This is a genomic window from Tumebacillus avium (assembly GCF_002162355.1).
Lineage (GTDB): Bacteria > Bacillota > Bacilli > Tumebacillales > Tumebacillaceae > Tumebacillus_A > Tumebacillus_A avium.
This window is the reverse complement of record NZ_CP021434.1, coordinates 761,208-781,919: the sequence shown is the minus strand read 5'-3', so window position 1 is coordinate 781,919 and position 20,712 is coordinate 761,208. Positions and strand designations below refer to the sequence as shown.

Here is a 20,712-nt window from a genome sequence, read left to right as displayed (position 1 = left end):
TGTTGAGCTTACAGATCAATCTTGATTCCTTCAAGCTGGATGTGGATGAGGGTGACGAGGGCTTTGAGATTCGGGAAAGCGCTGGCAAAGACATCGCCATCATCGGGATGGCAGCCCAGATGCCGATCGCTTCGAGCGTGGAGGAATTTTGGGACAATATCAAAAACGGCATCGACTGCGTCCGCGAGTTTCCACAGGAGCGCCGCGGAGATGCCGACCGCTATTACCGCTATAAAAATCCGCTCGACCTCCCGAAACGCTATCTGCAGTCCGCGTATGTGGATGACATCGACAAATTCGACTATGACTTTTTCCGACTGACCCCGCAGGAAGCCAACCTGATGAGCCCGGTGCACCGCATGGTGCTCCAGACGGCATGGTCGGCCGTCGAAAATGCGGGCTATGGCGGCAACAAACTAAACGGCAGCCGCACAGGTGTCTATCTCGGTTTTATCGGTGATCTCGAAGGCTACAAGTACAAAGAGATCATCGAAGCGGTCGACTCGGAGCTGCTGCCCGTGTCGGTCGCCGGCAACCTCGCCTCGATGATTCCGGGGCGGATCGCCTATGTGATGAACTTGAAAGGGCCAAGCGTTGTGGTTGATACGGCGTGTTCGTCGTCGCTGGTCGCCATCGATCATGCCTGCCGCGCCATGCAGACCGGCAGCTGTGACATGGCGATCGCCGGCGGTGTGCGGCTGACGATTCTCCCGCTCGATCAGGAGAACCACCGGATCGGCATCGAATCGAACGACGCCGCCACGCGGACGTTCGACGACCGGGCCAGCGGATCGGGGCTTGGCGAAGGCATGGGCATCGTGGTGCTCAAGCCGCTGCAGGCAGCGCTGCGCGACCGCGACGCGATCTATGCGGTGATCAAAGGCAGCGCCGTCAATCAAGACGGCACGTCGATGGGCATCACCGCCCCCAATCCTGTCTCGCAGGAAAACGTGATCGTGCAAGCGTGGGAAAACGCCGGGGTCGCTCCGGAGTCGATCTCCTACATCGAAGTGCACGGCACCGGCACCTATCTCGGCGACACGATTGAGATCGACGGGCTGTGTGGCGCGTTCCGCCGCTATACGGACAAGAGCCAGTTTTGCGCGATCTCTTCGGTCAAGACGAACATCGGGCATCTGTATGAAAGCGCAGGCATCGCCGGGCTGATCAAAGCGGTGATGGCGCTGAACGCCAAGCAGATTCCGCCGTCTCTGTACTTGAATCTGCCAAACAAAAACATCGCCTTCACCTCCGCGCCGGTCTACATCAACACCAAGCTGCGGGCGTGGGAGGCGGGCGAAGGTCCGCGCCGCTGCGGCGTCTCGTCTTTTGGCATCTCCGGCACGAACTGCCATCTGGTGCTGGAAGAAGCGCCGGAGCCGGAAGCGGCGATCACCACTGGACGTCCGCGCATCTTGCCGTTGTCGGCCAGAAGCGTGGAAGCGTTGGAAGAGCTGGTGCGGCAGTATGAGCAGTATCTGCGGCAAGGAGATTGTGCGCTGGACGATCTCTGTTACACAGCGAGCACCGGGCGCAGTCATCATTCTTATCGTCTCGCCTTGATCGCGGAAGATGCAGAAGGGCTCCGTGACCAGTTGGCGGCGTTAAAAGGCAATGTGGCGCAGGCGGCCCATTACGGCATGCACAAGCTGATTTTGACCGAGCGGGAAGAGACCCGGCCGGGCGAGATCACCGAAGCGGCGCGCGACGAGTTGTCGGCAGCGGCGAAGCGGGTCAGCAATGAGGTCAATTGGGCCGGAAACGATGACCCGCAGCTGCTCGAAAACTTGTGCGCCTTGTACGTGCAAGGGGCGGAACTGGAATGGGAAAGCCTGTATCGCGGAGCCAATCCGCAGCGGCTGCACCTGCCGACCTATCCGTTTGCCCGCACCCGCTGCTGGGTGCCGATCCCGGAAGAGCGCGAAGAAACGGCTGTGCAGACACCCGACAATTTCTACTACGCGGTGTCGTGGAAGCCGGAAGCATTGCCGGTCAACACAGATGCGGCGAGCGGACCGGTGCTGATTTTCCAAGACGCGCAGGGGCTCGGCCAGGAGCTGGCTGCCCGCTACCGGGACCAAGGGCGGATCGTGGCGGAAGTGGAACACGGCGCTGGATATGCAGATCACGGGGACGGACGCTTTACGGTCGGCGATGCGGAAGCAGACTATGCAGCTCTGGCTGCTGCGCTCACCGATGTAAAATTCGGAAAAGTGATTCATCTCTTCTCGCAACACGGCGCTGCCGTGAACTCGTTGGCAGCGCTCGAAGCTGCACAGGCAAGGGGCGTGTATTCGCTCTTCTACCTGACCCGCGCATTGGGCGACCCGGACCGCGAGATCGACGTCGTGCTCGCCGCCCGGACGGTGCGTTCTGTCACCCAGGCCGAAACGGCGTTGCACCCGGAGCACGCGACTCTGTTCGGGATGGGCAAAGTGGTGCGCCGCGAGCATCCGAATCTGCTCTGCCGCACGATTGACTTCGATGAACACACCTCCTGCCAAGCCTTATTTGCAGAGCTGGAAGCCAAGACCGATGTGTACGGTGTGGCGTATCGCGGCGATGCCCGTTTTGTCGAAGAGTTTGGCGAAGCGGACATTGAGCTTGCTGATGAGCAACCGCTGGAGATCAAAGAAAACGGCGTCTATCTGATCACCGGCGGAACGGGCGGGATCGGGCTGGAAACGGCACGCTATTTCGCCGGGCAAAATCGGGTCAACCTCGTGCTGCTCAACCGCTCGCAGTTGCCCTCGCGCGACGAGTGGGATGACATCTTGAACGCCGGAGAAGACGTTCGCGCCATGCAGCGCATCCAAGACATTCTGGCCTTGGAGGAACTGGGCGCCACCGTTGCGCTTTACGCAGTGGATGTGCTGGACCGCGAGCAGCTGCAAACGGCGCTCGCCGATGTCCGCAGCCGCTTTGGCAAAATCGACGGCATCGTGCACGGCGCAGGCGTTGGCGGCGCAGAGATGATCGCCGCGCGCAAGCCGGCCGATTTCCACGCTGTGTTTGCGCCGAAAGTGCAAGGGACGTGGAACCTCGATGAGCTGACCGCAGCGGATGAGCTGGACTTCATGATCGTCTACTCCTCGATTGCCACGATGTTCAGCGGTGCGGGGCAAGGGGATTATACGGCTGCCAACGCCTACCTCGATGCGTTCGCCGAAGCCCGCAGCAAGCGGGGCAAGCGCACGCTGGCGATCAACTGGTCGACCTGGAAAGAGACGGGGATGGCAGCCCGCAGCGGTTTTGCTGCCGACACGCTGTTTAAAGCGATCACCAAAGAGCAGGCGATGCACGGGTTTGCCACCGTCTTGAACCGCGCGGTGCACGGTGTGCTGATCGGCGAGCTGAACTACGCGTGGGAGCGCATCGGGCTGATCGAAAGCTATCAGTATCGCCTCTCCGCGCAGATTCGCCGGACGCTGGAGCGCACCACAGTCAAAAGCCCGGCGAAAAAAGTCTCCAAACCTGCGGGCGGCCCGGTCAAACTGGTCGGACGCGGCGAGGAATCGTACTCCGAGATCGAGCAGAAAATCGCCGTGATCTGCCAGGAGACGCTGGGCTTCCAGGAGATCAACATCTACGACTCGTTCTTTGAGCTTGGCGCAGATTCGCTGTTGCTGAAGAAAATGCATGCCAGGCTGGAGATCGAATATCCGGGCCAAGTCGCCGTCGCCGACATTTTCGAGCACTCGACGATCTTGAAGCTGGCGAACTACATCGCCGCCCAAAACTCGGCAAGCGAACCGCCGGCCATGCTCCCGGAAAAAGAGAAAAAACCGGACGTCGAACTGGATCAAGGCGTACACGATCTGCTCGGCGAGATGGAGAAAGGGAACCTCTCCATCGACGAGCTGGTGGAAAGTCTGAGTAAGCTGTAAGGCAAATAACTCAGAGTGGGGTAAGGACTGATATGAAAAATATCTACAAATTCGTAGTCGAAAACATCAACGCCGGCAAGATTGAGAAACAGACCGCCGTTGAGATGATCAAGATGCTCAAAGAAGAAGAGGTCAACACCTCGGGCGACATCGCTGTGATCGGGATGGCAGCCGACCTGCCTTTGGCCAATACGCTCGAAGACTACTGGTCGGTGATCGAAAACGGCATCGACGCGATCCGGCAGTTTCCCGATTCGCGCAGAGCAGACATCGACGTCTACCTGAAAAGCCAAGGCCGCTTCAGCGAAGACACCGAGTACAGCGAAGGCGCGTACTTGGATCACATCGACAAGTTTGACTGCGGATTCTTCCGCATCTCGCCAAAAGAAGCGAGCATGATGGACCCGGCCCAGCGCCTCTTTTTGGAGACGGTGTGGGCGGCGATTGAAGACGCAGGCTACGGCGGGCAGAAGCTGGCCGGCACGAACACCGGGGTCTATGTCGGATTTGCCAACAACCTGAAAGACTCGTACGGCAAAGTCGTCTATGACAGCACGGAGCTCGATTCCTCTTCCATCGTCGGCAACTTGACCGCGCTGATTCCAAGCCGCATCTCCTTCCATCTCGACCTAAAGGGGCCGACGATGGTCATCGACACCGCCTGCTCCTCTTCGCTGGTCTCGATCTCGCTTGCGGTGCAGGCGCTGCGCAGCGGGCAATGCTCGATGGCGATCGCCGGCGGGATTCGGCTGAGCACGGTGCCGACGAAAGATGACAGCGAGACGCTGGGCATCGAGTCGGCGGACGGCAGAACCCGCGCCTTTGATGACCGCTCCGACGGCGCAGGGGTCGGTGAAGGCGTGGCAGCGGTGCTGCTCAAGCCGCTCCAGGAAGCGATGAACGACGGAGATCACATCTATGCGGTGATCAAAGGCGTCGCCGTCAACCAGGACGGCAGCTCGATCGGCATCACCGCGCCCAACCCGGCTGCCCAGACCGACGTGATCGTCAAAGCGTGGGAAGATGCGAAAATCGACCCGGCGACGATCTCCTACATCGAGACGCACGGCACCGGCACCAACCTCGGCGACCCGATTGAAGTCAAAGGCATCCAAAACGCCTTCCGCCGCTACACGAACAACACGCAGTTCTGCGCCTTGTCCTCTGTCAAAACGAACATCGGCCACCTGTTTGAAGCGGCCGGCGCGGCGAACTTTATCAAAGCGGTGCTCGCGTTGCAAAACAAGAAAATTCCGGCGGCGCTGCATTTTAACAAGCCGAACCGCACGATCGATTTCGGCAACTCGCCAGTCTATGTGAACAACAAACTGCGCGACTGGGACACGCCGGAAGGTCAGCCGCGCCGCTGCGGGGTCTCCTCGTTTGGCATCTCCGGCACCAACGCACACATCGTGCTGGAAGAAGCGCCAAAGCGTGCTCCACTGCCGGTGCCGGCCGAACCTTCCACCGCGCATCTGCTCACCTTGTCTGCAAAAACGGAAGGGGCGCTGGAACGGCTCGTTGCGGCGTACCGCACGCAGTTGCAAAGCGGCACAGAGCTTGCGTTGGCAGACATCTGCTTCACCGCCAACACGGGACGCGGCCACTACACGCACCGTCTGGCGCTGGTGGTGAACAGTCTCGACGATCTGCGCAACAAGTTGGATGCCTGGCAGCCGCAAGGGACCCGCGCGCGCGGCGTCTTCTACGGCCAGCACAAAATCGTGCCGAAAGGGCGCGACGTGCTGGGCGAAAACGAGATGACCGAAGGCGACCTGCATGCGTTGACGCGGCAGACGGCCGAATTTTTGCAGGAAAAAGCGGACGAGCTGTGGCAGTCCCGCACCGTGCTTGATCACTTCTGCAAGCTGTACACCGCAGGGGCGGAGATCGACTGGACGGCGCTGTATGCAGGGCGGGAAGCCTATCGTTTGCCGCTGCCGACCTATCCGTTCGAACTCACCCGCTGCTGGCTGGACATCAGCCTGGACGCGGCAGCCGAGCAAGAGCCGGAACTCGACCTGTATTACACGATGAACTGGGTGCCGGGGAAGTTGAACGCTCCGGCAGACGCAGAAATGAAGCTGGGCACCGTGCTGATTTTTGCAGATCAAATGGGTCTGGGCGCACAACTTGCTGCCGAGTATCGGGCTGGGGGACGAGCTTGCATCATGGTCGAGGCAGGCGTTGCGTTTGAGCAGCTCGCCCCGAACCATTTTGTGATCGGGAGCCGGGAAGAAGACTATCACCTGCTCTTCGAAACCCTGCAGCACGAACCGCTCTCCCAGATCGTGCATCTGTTCGCCAAAACGGGTCAAACCGGGGTTGGCAGCCTGAGCGATTTGACCGCAAGCCAGCAACGCGGGCTGTACAGCGCGTTCTACCTGACCCGTGCCCTGATGAACAACAACTTCCGCGACAACCTCGACATCGTCCTGATCGCCGACTACGCAAGCGAAGTGTCTGGCACAGAGCCGTTGCTCAAGCCGGAAAATGCCTCCTTGTTTGGGATCGGCAAAGTCGTGTCGCTCGAATATCCGCATCTCAAGTGCCGTTGCCTCGATCTCGACGATGAAGTTAGCGTCGAGACCTTGCTGGCCGAACTGAATGCAACCGGCACGCTGTACCAAGTGGCGTACCGCGACGGGGGGCGATACGAAGAGCAGTTCACCGAAGTGGATCTGCCCGCGTTCCCGGATCACCCGATTGAAATGAAAGCGGACGGCGTCTACCTGATCACCGGCGGCACCGGCGGAATTGGCCTGGAGATCGCCAAGCATTTTGCATCCAAAGGCAAAATCAACCTCGCCCTGCTCAGCCGCTCCGGGATGCCTGACCGCTCCGAGTGGGCCGCTTTGCAAAGCACGACCGAGGACAAGAAGTTGCGCCACAAGCTGTCCTTTATCGAAGAGATCGAAGCGAACGGCACCACGGTGGACTGTTACGCCGCGAACGTCGCCGACGCCGATGAGTTGCAGTCGGTGCTCGTCGGACTGCGCAGCAAATACGGCAAGATCAACGGCGTTCTGCATGCGGCCGGGATTCCGGGCGACGGCTATCTCGTCCGCAAAGAGCATGCGGTGTTTGACGAAGTGGTCGCGCCGAAGATTCAAGGAACGTGGATTCTCGACCAGCTGACCCAAGCGGACGAGCTCGATTTCTTCCTGATCTTCTCCTCCGGGATCGCGATCCTCGGCGAAGCGGGCCAAGGCGACTATGTGCCGGCCAACGCTTACAAAGACGCGTATGCGGCGTACCGCAACAAACAAGGCCGCCTGACCACCACGTTCGACTGGACGTCGTGGAAATCGGCGGGGATGTCGGTCGAGTATGGATTTAACGTCGACCTGATCTTCAAGTCGATCCCGACGGAGCAGGCGATTAAAGGCTTTGATGAAGTGCTGAACAAGCAGATTCCGCGCGTCCTGATCGGCGAGCTGAACTACAAGAGCCAGTACATGGCGCTGCTCGAAACCTTGTCCTTCCACATCTCGCCGAAAACGCAACTGCTGCTCGACCAGACGAAAGCGCTGCTCGCCGCCAATCGCCCGCAAGCGTCCGAACAGAAAAAGCGCAGCGGCGGCAAAGGCGAAATCCGCCTGATCGGGAAAGACGGCGAGATCACAGCGGTCGAGAAAACGGTGGCGCAGATCTACCGCGACATCTTGGGCTTTGACGAGATCAACGTGCATGATTCGTTCTTTGAACTCGGCGGCGATTCGCTGATGCTGAACAAGATGCACGCCCAGCTCGATCAGGAATTCCCGGGCAAAGTCAAAGTGGCTGACCTGTTTGCGCACACCTCGATCTCCAAGCTGTCCGAGTTTATCGGCAACGACGAAGCGGCCGAAAAGCTGACCATCGGCGAGCGCGCGAACGAAATCTCCGACGACGACATCGCGGTGATCGGTCTGGCGGTCGACATGCCGATGGCCGGCAACGCAGACGAGTTCTGGGCGAACATCGCCGGCGGTCTGGACTCGATCAAGCCGTTCCCGGATCACCGCGCCAAGACGATGAACGAATACCTGCTCTTTGAAGGCGAAAAAGAGGAGAACCTCAAGTACCTCAAAGGCGCGTACCTCGACAACATCGACGAATTTGACTACAAGTTCTTTAAACTGTCGCCGAAAGAAGCGGCGCTGACCGACCCGCATCAACGCTTGTTCATGAAGACGATCTATCATGCGATCGAAGATGCTGGCTACGGCGGCACCCGACTAGCCGGCAGCAACACCGGCGTCTACGTCGGTTTCGCATCGTCCTTGAAAGACTCCTACCAGCGGATGATCAACGAGATCGACCCGGAACTGCTCCCGATCTCCGCTGTCGGCAACATCGCGGCGATGATCCCGAGCCGGATAACCTACTTCCTCGACCTGAAAGGTCCGGCGATGGTGATCGACACGGCCTGCTCCTCGACGCTGGTCGCGATCCATGCAGCTTGCCGCGACATCAAAAACGGGGACTGCGAAGCGGCGATTGTCGCGGGCGCTCGCATCTCGCTGGCACCGCTCGACCGCGAGTATATGAAGATCGGCATCGAGTCGGCAACCGGCTACACGATGACGTTTGACAACCAGGCGACCGGTTCCGGCCTCGGCGAAGGGGCAGCCGCCGTGCTGCTCAAGCCGCTGAAGCAAGCGCTCGCCGACGGCGACCAAGTCTATGCTGTGATCAAAGGCAGCGCCTACAACCAGGACGGCACTTCGATGGGCATCACCGCGCCCAACCCGGCGGCACAGGAAAGTGTGCTCGTCAAAGCCTGGCAGCGGGCCGGCGTCCATCCGGAAACCTTGTCCTTCATCGAGGCGCACGGCACCGCCACACCGCTGGGCGACCCGATTGAAATCGACGCGCTGCAAAAAGCGTTCCAAAAGTTCACCGACAAAACGCAGTTCTGCGCGATCGGCGCGGTCAAATCGAACATCGGCCACCTCTACGAAGCGGCCGGGATCACCGCGTTTGTCAAATCGGTGCTGGCGATCAAAAACAAGCAGATTCCGCCGTCGATCCATTTCGAACGTCCGAATCCGAAAATCTCTTTCACCGACTCTCCGGTCTATGTCAACACGCGGACTCGCCCGTATGAAAATGCGGACGTGCCGATGCGCGCCGGGGTCAGCTCGTGGGGCTTCTCCGGCACCAACGCGCATATCGTGCTCGAAGCAGCGCCGGTGCGGGAAAAGATCGGCCGTGAGCAGGGTCTGCAAGTGTTCACCTTGTCGGCCAAGGGCGAGTATTCGTTTGAAACGTTGATCGCCGACTATCGCACGTTCCTGCGCGACAACCCGGATGCGGACATGCTCGACATCTGCTTCACCGCAAGCACCGGGCGCGACCATAGCAACCATCGTCTGGCGATCCTGCTGCGCGAAGGCGAGCATCTGGCCGACAAGTTGGCGAGCTTGCAGCTTGACGGGGGCAGCCAGACCGACATTTTCCATGGCTTCCACCGCGTGGTCAGCGAACCGCAGGACAGCGCAGCGGCGATCACCGAGCGCGACCGGGCACAATTGAGCGGGGAAGCGCGTGAGAAACTGTTCGCCTACCTCGACTCGGGCCGTCAAGACGTGCAACTGCTGGAAGAGCTCTGCGCCTTGTATGTGCGCGGCGCCGACGTGGACTGGATCGAGCTGTACCAGGATCTTCCCGCTCAGCGCATCTCGCTGCCGCTCTATCCGTACGAGCCGAACCCCTGCTGGCTGGAAGTGCCGGAAGGACGCAAGCAGCGGCTCAGCGACAAGCCGGATCAATTTTTCACCATTGCGTGGAAGCCGGAAACGCTGGCTTCGGCTGCAACACGCACCGTCACCGGCGGCGTGCTCCTGTTCCAAGATGGCAAAGGCATCGGCGAGCAGTTGGCAGCAAGATACCGCGCCGAAAACCGCCTCGTCATCACCGTGGAACTGGGCCAAGCGTATCGCAAGCTGAGCGATCAGCAGTACGTGATCACCGGGTCGGAAGCCGATTACTTCGCGCTGGCTGATGCGGTCAAAGCGATCGAACTGGACAAGATCGTGCATCTCTTCGCCGTCCAAGCGGAGGAAGTGAACTCGCTGGAAAGCTTGGAAGCCAATCAGGAGATCGGGTTGTACTCTTTGTTCCGCCTCGTGCGCGGCCTCGCCGCAGCGGGCATCGAGCGCGAACTCGACATCGTGACCATCGCCGAATACACAGCAGAAGTGACGGGAGCCGAACCGCGCATCCGTCCGGAAAATGCCACGATGTTTGGGATGGGCAAAGTCGTCCGCAAAGAGCATCCGAACTTGATCACCCGCTGCATCGACATCGACGAGCAAACACCGCTCGAAGCGTTGTACGCAGAACTGGAAGCGGAACACGACCTGTACCAAGTCGCCTACCGCTCCGGCGCACGCTTTATCGAAGAGTTTACCGAAGTTGATGCTGACCGCGCCGAAGACCGGCCGCTCCAGGTGAAAGAAGACGGCGTCTACGTGATCACCGGCGGCGCAGGCGGGATCGGTCTGGAAGTGGCACGTTATCTGGCCAGTCAGAACCTCATCCACCTCGTCCTGCTCAACCGTTCGAAGATGCCGGCAGCTGAGGAATGGGGCGCAATTCTCGAAGCGGGCCAAGACGAACGCACCATCGAGAAGATCCGCAACTTGCAGTCGATCGAAGCGTTAGGCGGCACGGTCACCTGCTACAGCGTGAGCGTCGCCGACCGCGAGGCGCTGGCAGCCGTTCTCAGCGAGGTCCGCAGCAAATGGGGCAAAATCGACGGGGTGATCCATGGCGCCGGGGTTGGCGGTGCAGAACCGATCGTCACCCGCAGCCAGGCCGATTTCGACGCGGTGTTCACGCCGAAAGTCCAAGGGACATGGAACCTCGATGAGCTGACCCGCGAAGACAATCTCGACTTCCTGGTGCTGTTCTCCTCGATTGCGTCGATGTTCTCGATGCCGGGCCAAGGCGACTACATCGCGGCGAACTCCTACCTCGACTCGTACGCCAGCTACCGCAACAAGTTGGGGCTGCGCACGATCACCGTCAACTGGTCGACCTGGCGTGAAACGGGGATGTCGGTGCAGCACAACTTCAACATCGACACCTTGTTCAAAGCGATCATGACCCGCGAGGCGATCGAAGGGCTGGACAAAATCCTGAACAAAGGAGTTCCGCGCGCCTTGATCGGGGAAGTCAACTACGACTCCAAGATCATCTTCCTGCTCGAAAAGTCGGCGTTCCGCCTGTCGAACAAAATCGGCGGGGAACTCGGCAAGCGCACGTCGAGCACGAAGGCTCGCCTGAAGAAAGCAAAAGGGAGTCCGGCAGGCGAAGTTGTGCTCGTCGGCAATGACAGCGGTGAATACGCGGAGACGGAGAAGCGCATCGCCGAGATCTGCCAGGAGACGCTTGGGTTCTCGGAGATCAACATCTACGACAACTTCTTTGAGCTTGGCGCCGACTCGATCCTGCTGACCCGCATGCACACCTTGCTCGACAAAGAGTGGCCGGGCGTGATCGCCGTGACCGACATTTTCGAATACACCTCGATCTACAAGCTCGCCCAGTACATCAAGGAAAAAGACGGCGATCAGGCGGCTGTGGTGCCGGAAGAGAAGCCGGACATTGAAGATGCGCTGCGCAACATCTTTGACAACTTGGAAAATGACGACGTGAGCCTCGAAGAGGCGTTGAACAGCTTAAAGGACATTTGACGGGGGGAAGCAAGCGCGTGGATCAGCTTTTCAAATTCATCCTCGACCAAACGGCCAAAGGCAAGATCGAAAAGGACACCGCCATTCAACTCGTCAAAGAGTTGAAAGAAACCGATTTTCAAGTGGCGGACGACATCGCGATCATCGGCATGTCAGGCCGAGCCCCGCTGGCGAACGATTTGGATGAGTATTGGCAAAACATTTCATCCGGCACCGACTGCATCACCGATTTTCCCGACTCCCGCAGCAAGGACATCACCGCGTATCTGCAACTGACCGGTGCGGGCGGCGGAGCGATCCGCTACAACGAAAACGGCTATATGGAACACATCGACAAGTTCGATTTCAAATTCTTCAAGCTTTCGAAAAAAGAAGCGAGCTTGATGGACCCGCACCAGCGCCTCTTTTTGGAAACGGTGTGGAGCGCGATTGAAGATGCAGGCTACGGCGGCGACAAGATGACAGGCAGCAATACCGGGGTCTACGCCGGATTTGCCAGCTCGTTGCGCGACATGTACCTCAAGCAGATCTACGACGTGGAGCCCAGTGCGCTCCCCCTGTCGATGGTCGGCAACCTCTCCGCTGTACTGCCCAGCCGCATCTCGTATCTGCTCGATTTGCGCGGGCCAAGCATGGTCATCGACACGGCCTGCTCGTCCTCGCTCGTCGCCGTCAATCTCGCTGTCGAAGCATTGCGCAACGGCAAATGCGAGATGGCGGTGGCCGGCGGTGTGAAGCTGAACATCATGCCGCTCGATGACGAGAACATGAAGATCGGCATCGAGTCGACCGACGGGCGCACCCGCGCGTTTAACGACGACTCGAACGGCGCAGGCATCGGCGAAGGCGTGGTGGCGATCCTGCTCAAGCCGCTGAAAAAAGCCTTGCAGGACGGCGACTCGGTCTATGCGGTGATCAAAGGGGTGGCGATGAACCAGGACGGCAACTCCGTCGGGCTCACCGCGCCCAACCCGGCCTCGCAGACGGACGTCATCGTCAAAGCGTGGGAAGACGCGAAAATTGCCCCGGAGACGATCTCCTATATCGAAACGCACGGCACCGGCACCAAGCTCGGCGACCCGATTGAGATCAAAGGCATTCAAGACGCCTTCCGCAAATACACCGCCAAAACGCAGTTTTGCGCCATCGGTTCCTTGAAAACGAACATCGGGCACTCTTCGGAAGCGGCAGGACTCCTGTCGCTGGTCAAGACGGTGCTGGCGATGAACAACAAACAACTGCCGCCGTCCCTGTATTTTGACAAGCCGAACAAAACGATCCGCTTCACCGAGTCGCCCGTGTACGTCAACAACGTGCTGCGCCCGTGGGACACGCCGGAAGGGCAGCCGCGCCGCTGCGGGGTCTCCTCGTTTGGCATCTCCGGCACGAACTGCCATGTGGTGCTGGAGGAAGCTCCGGCGGTGGCGGCAAGACGTCCGCAAGCAGACTCTGGGCTCCATCTGCTGACCCTCTCGGCCAAAAGCGCAGAGGCGCTGCAGGCGATGACCGGGCAGTATCTCGACTACTTGCAGGGAGCACAGCCCGACCTCGCGAGCGTCTGCTACACGGCGAACACGGGACGCGGACAGCATCCGCACCGCCTCGCCGTCATCTTCCGCGATCAGGCGGAACTGGTGGAAAAACTGACCACGCTCGAAGGTGTAGAGCAAGGCACGTTCCGCATCATCACAAACGCCAAGCAAGGCGAAGGCATCACCGAGCAGGAGCGCATGGCGCTGCAAGCCAAGGCAGGCACGGCGCTCGATGCGTGGATTGCTGGCGGCAAAAGCGACGAAGGTGCTCTGCGCGAGATCGCGCGGATGTACATTCAAGGCGCAGACATGGCCTGGGACAAGCTCTATGACAAAAAGGAACACACCCGCCTGCATCTGCCATCCTATCCGTTCGAGCCGACCCGCTGCTGGCTGGACTTGCCGGACGTGCTGGAAACGTTTGTCGAAGAGGACGAAGACCAATTTTTCACCGTCGCTTGGCAACCCCGTGCGCTGGAAGCACAGGGGGAGGAGCTGGCAGAAAAAACGGTCCTGCTCTTCAAAGACCAGCGCGGCGTCTGGCAGCAGTACGCCGAGCGTCTGCAAGCGTGCAGCGAGCGCGTGATCACCGTCGAATTCGGCACGGCGTATCAGCAGCTGGGCGAAGACGCTTTTGTGATCACCGGAGCGGAAGCCGACTACGGGCAGGTGCTCGATGCGGTGGGCGCGGGGCAGTTGACACGCGTGCTGCATCTGGCCGGCATCGCTGAGCACAGCCCGGAGAGCTTCACCGAGCTGCAGGACAGCCAAACTCGCGGCGTGTACGCGATGTTCTACCTGATTCGCGCTTTGGTGCACAAAGGATTTGATCAGGATGTGAACGTCACGGTGATCGCCGAGAACGTGCACAACGTCACCGGTCAGGAAGTAACCCTTCGTGCGGAAAGCGCACCGCTGCTCGGGATCGGCAAAGCGGCCAATCAGGAGCATCCGGGCCTGCGCATCCGCTGTATCGACACAGATGATGTGGCGAACGTCGGCCTCCTGTGGGGCGATCTGAGCTTCCTCCCCGGCAGCGAAGCGTACCAGGCGGCGTACCGCGACGGCAAGCGCTACATGGAAGAGTTCACCGAAATCGACATGGAAGCAGTCGCGGACGAGCCGGTGGCGATCAAGGAGGGCGGCGTCTACCTGATCACCGGCGGACTTGGCGGCATCGGGCTGGAAGTGGCGAAAAGTTTCGCTGCGCACCACCCGGTCACGCTGGTCATGATCAACCGAACGCCGATGCCCGACCGGGAAGCGTGGGACAGCATTTTGGCGGCCGGCAGCGATGCCAAAGCCATCAAGCGCATCGAAGCGATTCGCGGGATCGAGTCCCAAGGCTCGCAAGTGGTCTTCTACGCGGCAGACACCGCCGATTATGACGCGATGGAAACGGCGCTCGCCGATGTGCGCACCCGTTTTGGCCAAATTGACGGGATCGTCCACGGAGCTGGTATCCCCGGCGACGGCTTCCTCTTTAAAAAGACGCAGGAAGCGTTCGACCAAGTGCTTGCGCCGAAAATCTTCGGCACGTGGATTCTCGACCGCCTGACTGCGCAGGACCAGCTCGACTTCCTGATCTGCTTCTCGTCCGGCCTGTCGATCTTGAGCGAACCGGGCCACGGCGACTACACGGCAGCCAACGCCTACCTCGACATCTTTGCGGCGAACCGCAGCAAAGCGGGCAAGAAGACGTTGTCGATCAACTGGTCGACCTGGAAAGAGACGGGGATGGCGGTAGACTGGGGCTTCAACTACGACTCGATCTTTAAAGCGCTGACCACCGAAGAGGCGCTGGCCGGACTGCAAGTCGTGATGAACAAACGCCTCAGCCAAAACGTGCTGATCGGGGAGTTCTCCTACATCACGCAGTTCCTCTACCTGATCGACCGCCTGCCGTTCAAGCTGTCCGACAAGATCCGCAACAAGTGCCTGCGCCTGATGAAAGAACGCGGCCTCTCCACCGCCCCGCGCCAGGAAGCGCGCGGCGCTGCCGGCGGCCCGGTGTCTTTGAAAGGCAAGGACGGCGAAGCGTTCTCCGACATCGAAATGAAAGTCGCGCAGATCTACAACGCGGTGCTTGGCTTCTCCGAGATCAACATTCACGACTCCTTCTTTGAACTCGGCGGCGACTCGGTGATGCTCAACCACATGCATGCGATTTTGGAGAAAGAGCTGCCGGGCGCGGTGAAGCTGATCGACCTGTTCAACTACACGACGGTCGCAGCTCTGTCCGAATTTATCCAAAGCAAGCTCGATGGCGAACCGCAGGCGCTGACCGAAGAAGAGCAAATCGAATCGTACAACGACATGTTCGAGGAGCTGGAAAAAGGCAACTTGAGCATCGACGATATGATCAAGAATTTCACCTAATGTTGTGAGGGGGATGGGAACAGGATGGAGAAGCTCCTCCGACTGGTCATCGAAAGCACGACCCAAGGGCAGATCGACAAACAGACTGCCGCCAAGCTCCTGCATCTCATCAAAAACGAAGACTGGAAGGTGAACGAGGACATCGCCATCATCGGCGTGTCCGCCCAGCTTCCGCACGTCCGCGATCTCGATGAGTTCTGGGAAAACATCAAACACAACGTCGACTTCACAGGTCCCTTGCCCGAATCGAGGAAGAGGGATATCGACCGCTTCCTCGACTACACGGGGCTGGAAGACCTGGACAGCATCCGCTACCTGGAAGGCGCGTTTCTGGACGAGATCGACAAGTTCGACTACGGTCTGTTCCGCCTCTCGCCGCTGGAAGCGAGCCTGATGGACCCGTACCAGCGCCTGTTCTTGCAAACGGCGTTCTCGGTGATCGAAGACGCCGGCTACGGCGGCAAGAAAGCGGCGAAAACATCGACCGGCGTCTATGTCGGCTATGCGAGCAACGCGAAAGACTGCTATCAAAAGATGGTGCTCGACGTGTCGCCGGAGCTGATGGCAGCAGCAGGCGTGGGCAACGTCAACGCCATGCTGCCCAGCCGGATCTCCTACCTGCTCGATTTGAAAGGCCCGTCGCTGGTGCTCGACACCGCTTGCTCGTCGGCGCTGGTCGCCGTGCACACAGCGGTCAACGCCATCCAAAACGGCGACTGCGAGATGGCGATCGCCGGATCGGTGCGGATGAACCTGCTGCCGTTTGAAAAGGACTATTTGAATTTTGGCTTCGAATCGAGCGACGGACGCACCCGCACCTTTGACGACCTCTCCGACGGGGCCGGCATGGGCGAAGGCATCCTCGCCGTGATGCTCAAACCGCTGTCGAAAGCGGTCAAAGACCGCGACAACATCTACGCGGTGATCAAAGGCACGGCGAGCAACCAGGACGGCACGTCGATCGGCATCACCGCGCCCAATCCCGACTCGCAGATGGAAGTCATTTTGAAAGCGTGGAAAGAAGCGGGGATCAACCCGGAGACGCTCGCCTACATCGAGTCGCACGGCACCGGCACGACGCTTGGCGATCCGCTGGAGCTGGACGGTCTGGAGCGCGCCTATCGCCGCTACTCCGACAAGACGGGCGTGACTGCTCTGGGTTCTGTCAAAACCAACCTCGGGCATCTCTTCGAAAGCGCGGGGCTGGCCGGCATGCTCAAATGCACGATGATGCTGCAAAACCGCCAGATTCCGCCAAACAACTATTTCCACCGCCCGAACAAAAAGTTCAGCTTCCAAGAGTCGCCCGTCTATGTCAGCAACATGCTGCGCAGCTACGACGGAGCAGACCCGATGCGCTGCGGGCTCAGCTCGTTTGGCTTCTCTGGCACCAACGTGCACATGGTGCTCGAAGAAGCGCCGGTCAGCAAGCGGGACGCGATTGTTGAAGGCCCGCAGGTGTTTACGCTGTCGGCGCGCAGCATTGCCGCTTTGTCTACGGCGGTGGAGAATTACCTCCACTTCCTGGAGCAAAAAGGCGACACGCTGCACCTCGCCGACATCTGCTACACGGCAAGCACAGGGCGCGGCCACTACGGCTATCGCTTGGCGCTGACCGCTCATGACGTGCCGGAGCTGCTCACCTTGCTCAAAGGGCTGCAGGCGGCCGGGCTGGAGCAGTTCGCCGACCCGCGCTGCTCCTACGGCGAGCACAAGATCGTGCCGCCGACCAAAGAGCAGCGCGGCGAACGGGAGATCACCGACCGCGAGAAGCTCGAACTGTCCCGCAAGTCCAAGACAGCTCTGGAAGAAAAAGACTTCAGCCTCGTCCGCTCTTTATACATCCAAGGCGCTGACGTGCCATGGGAAACGCTGTACGCCGAACTGCCGGTGCGCAAAGTCAGCCTGCCGGTCTACCCGTTCGAAAAGATCCGCTGCTGGCTGAACGTGCCGGACGGGAAAAAAGATCTGCCGGTGCAGCAAGGCCCGGACCAATTTTTCACGATGGGGTGGAAACCGGAACCTCTGCAGGCGGAAGTGCGCTGCGGTACATCCGGCCCGGTCTTGATCTTCCTGGACGAAAAAGGTATCGGGGCAGAGCTGGCAGACAAGTATCGCGCGATTGGGCGCAAGGTGATCACCGTAGCGCTTGGCAGCGCGTACAGCCGCGTGTCGGACAACCATTTTACGATCACGGGCGGAGCGGGCGATTATGCCAAACTGATCCGCGATCTGCAAGAGCTGCCGTTTGACAAAGTGATCCACCTGTTCGCGATCCGCGAAGGGGCGGAGTTCAACACCTTGGCCGAACTGGAGCAAAATCAGGAGCACAGCGTCTACTCCTTGTTCCACCTGACCCGCGCCATGTTCCGCGGCGGCGTGGAGCGCGACCTCGACATCGCGGTGCTCGCCGAAAACGCAGCGGAAGTCTCCAAAACGGAGGGTAGACTGCAGCCGGAAAATGCCACCGTGTTTGGGATCGGCAAAGTTGTCCGCAAAGAGCATGGCAACTACCGCGTGCGCTGCCTCGACCTCGACGGGCTGACGTCGGTCGACACGATTTTCGCAGAACTGCAGGCGCACATCGACCTGTATCAGGTGGCGTACCGCGCCAATGTGCGGTTTGTCGAAGAGTTCACCGAGATCGACTTGAACCGCACCGATGACCGGCCGCTGGAAATCCGGGAAGACGGCGTCTACGTCATCACCGGCGGCACCGGCGGGATCGGGCTGGAAGTGGCGCGCTGGCTGGCGGGGCAGGCCAAGATCAACCTCGTGCTGATCAACCGCACCCCGATGCCGCCGCAACAGGAGTGGGACGCGATCCTCGAAGCGGGCACCGACAGCCGCAATCTCAAGAAAATTCGCGATCTGCGCGAGATTGAGGCGCTTGGCGCCACCGTCACTTGCTACAGCGCAAGCGTGGCGAGCTATGACGAGATGCAAACGGTGCTGGCCGATGTGCGCGCGAAGTTTGGCGCGATCCATGGCGTGGTGCACGGAGCAGGCGTTGGCGGCGGCACGATGCTCGTCGACCGCAGGCTCGAAGATTTCTACAACGTGTTCTCGCCGAAAGTGCAAGGAACGTGGAACCTCGACCGTTTGACACGCGTTGATAACCTTGATTTTATGGTGCTCTTCTCGTCGATCGCTTCGATGTTCCCGGCGCCGCAGCAGGCGGAATACATCGCAGCCAACGGCTATCAGGACTCCTACGGCTCGTACCGCAACAGGCTTGGTTTGCGCACCATCGTCATCAACTGGTCGACGTGGCGCGAGACCGGGATGTCGGTGCATCACGATTTCACGGTCGACACGCTGTTCAAAGCGATCATGACCCGCGACGCGATCAAAGGGCTGGAACGGGCGCTGAACAAAAACGTCCCGCGCGCGCTGATCGGCGAGATCGCCTTCGACTCGAAGATGATCTTCCTGCTCGACCGCTTCAACTTCCATCTGTCCTACAAGGTCAGAAAAGAGCTGGAGAAGCGCACCGGCGGACGCAAAAAAGTCCAGCGCAAATCGAGCGAAGAGATCACGCACGTCCGCATCGCCGGCCGTGAGGAAGGGAGCTACTCCGACCTCGAAGTGCGCGTCGGCACGATCTGGGCGCGGGTGCTTGGCTTTGAGGAGCTGAACATCTACGACAACTTCTACGAGCTGGGCGGCGACTCGATCACGGGCTTGCGCATCGCTAACCTCGTCAACGACGACCTCGGCATCGAAATCGGCGTCGCCGATCTGCTGTCCTTCCTGACGGTGGCAGACTTTGTCGGCTACTTGAACGACACCGGTCTGGCTGCGCTTGCCGGCGGCAACAGCTTGTACAACCTGCTGGTGCCGGTCGATGCTACGCCGCACTACCCGGCATCGTCCGCGCAGAAGCGCCTGTTCGTCATCCACGAACTGGAGCCGTTCAGCGTGAAGTACAACCTGTCGAAAACGATCAACATCAAAGGCCCGCTCGACATCGACCGTCTGCAGCTCGTGTTTGAAAAGCTGGTGAAGCGCCACGAAACGCTGCGCACGTCCTTCCGTTTGGAAAACGGCGAACCTGTGCAATACGTGATGGAGCAACTGCCTTTCTCCATCGAGCTGTACGAAGCGGCCGAAGCGGACGTGGACGACGTGTTGTCCCGCTTCATCCGTCCGTTCGATCTCAGCAACCCGCCCTTGTTCCGCGTCGGCGTGATCAAGCTGGCTGCAGAGACCTTTATGATGAGCTTCGACATGCATCACATCATCACCGACGGCGTGTCGATGGATGTGCTGATCCAAGACTTTGTGGCGCTGTACGAAGGGCAGCAACTCCCGCCGCTCAAGCTGCAATACAAAGACTATGCGACCTGGCAGCAGCACGTGCTGCATGAAGGCTTGCTCCAAGACCAGGAAGCGTACTGGCTGGATGTCTTCCAAGGCGAAGTTCCGGTGCTCAACCTGCCGACCGACTTCCCGCGCCCGGCGCAAAAGAGCGACGAAGGCGACACGATCTCGATGACCTTGGAAGCGGAGCAGCTGGAGTTGATCTCGGGCTTGACCAAAGCGACCGGCACGACGTTGTACATGTTGCTGGTCTCGGCTTACAATGTGCTGCTCTCCAAATACTCGGCGCAGGAAGACATCGTGATCGGCACGCCGATTCTCGGCCGCCCGCACACCGATCTCGAACAGATCGTCGGGATCTTCGTCAACACGCTGGTGCTGCGCAACTTCCCGTCTGCAGACAAGACGTTCAAGTCCTTCCTGCACGAAGTTCGCGACAACACGCTCAAAGCGTACGAGAATCAGGACTACCAGTTGGAGGAGTTCGTCTCCAAGCTGCGCCTGACGCGCGACTTGAGCCGCAACCCGCTGTTCGATGTCTGGTTCGTGCTGCAAAACGTCGGGACCAGCGAAGTGCAGTTAAGCGATGTGGCGATCTCGCCGTATGCGTATGAAAACACCACGGCGAAATTTGACTTGATGCTGGAAGTGATCGAGAAAGATGACGCTTTGATCATCAACCTGAACTACTGCACCAAACTCTACAAGCAGGAAACGGCTTTCCGCATCCTGCGCGACTATGTAGAAATGCTGAACTCCGTCTGCCGTGACGCCGATGTTGCGATCAGCGACATCGAGCTGTACAGCGCCCGCGGCTTCCTCGGCGCAACCGACGAGGAAGAAGAGCTGGAAGAAGTGGAGTTCAACTTCTAATAAAGCTTCATCTAATAAGGACTCATTTTTAAG

The 20,712-nt window shown here is 59.7% G+C and carries 4 protein-coding genes; all 4 read left to right on the top strand.

The window, feature by feature from the left end; translation table 11 throughout:
• The first annotated feature begins 2 nt into the window (after positions 1–2).
• From CBW65_RS03630 to CBW65_RS03615, 4 genes are read left to right on the top strand one after another with little or no spacing between them, the layout of a single operon-like run.
• The gene (locus tag CBW65_RS03630; protein ID WP_087455641.1) at positions 3–3,887 is read left to right on the top strand and encodes a type I polyketide synthase; all 3,885 of its coding nucleotides are present in this window, start codon (positions 3–5) and stop codon (positions 3,885–3,887) included.
• Between the two features lie 32 nt (positions 3,888–3,919).
• Positions 3,920–11,572, top strand: a complete 7,653-nt coding sequence (locus CBW65_RS03625; protein WP_087455640.1) for an SDR family NAD(P)-dependent oxidoreductase — start codon at positions 3,920–3,922, stop codon at positions 11,570–11,572.
• Positions 11,573–11,589: 17 nt separating this feature from the next.
• The gene (locus CBW65_RS03620; RefSeq protein WP_087455639.1) at positions 11,590–15,483 is read left to right on the top strand and encodes a type I polyketide synthase; all 3,894 of its coding nucleotides are present in this window, start codon (positions 11,590–11,592) and stop codon (positions 15,481–15,483) included.
• 24 nt (positions 15,484–15,507) lie between these two features.
• The gene (locus CBW65_RS03615) at positions 15,508–20,679 is read left to right on the top strand and encodes an SDR family NAD(P)-dependent oxidoreductase (protein WP_087455638.1); all 5,172 of its coding nucleotides are present in this window, start codon (positions 15,508–15,510) and stop codon (positions 20,677–20,679) included.
• The last annotated feature ends 33 nt before the right edge of the window (positions 20,680–20,712 follow it).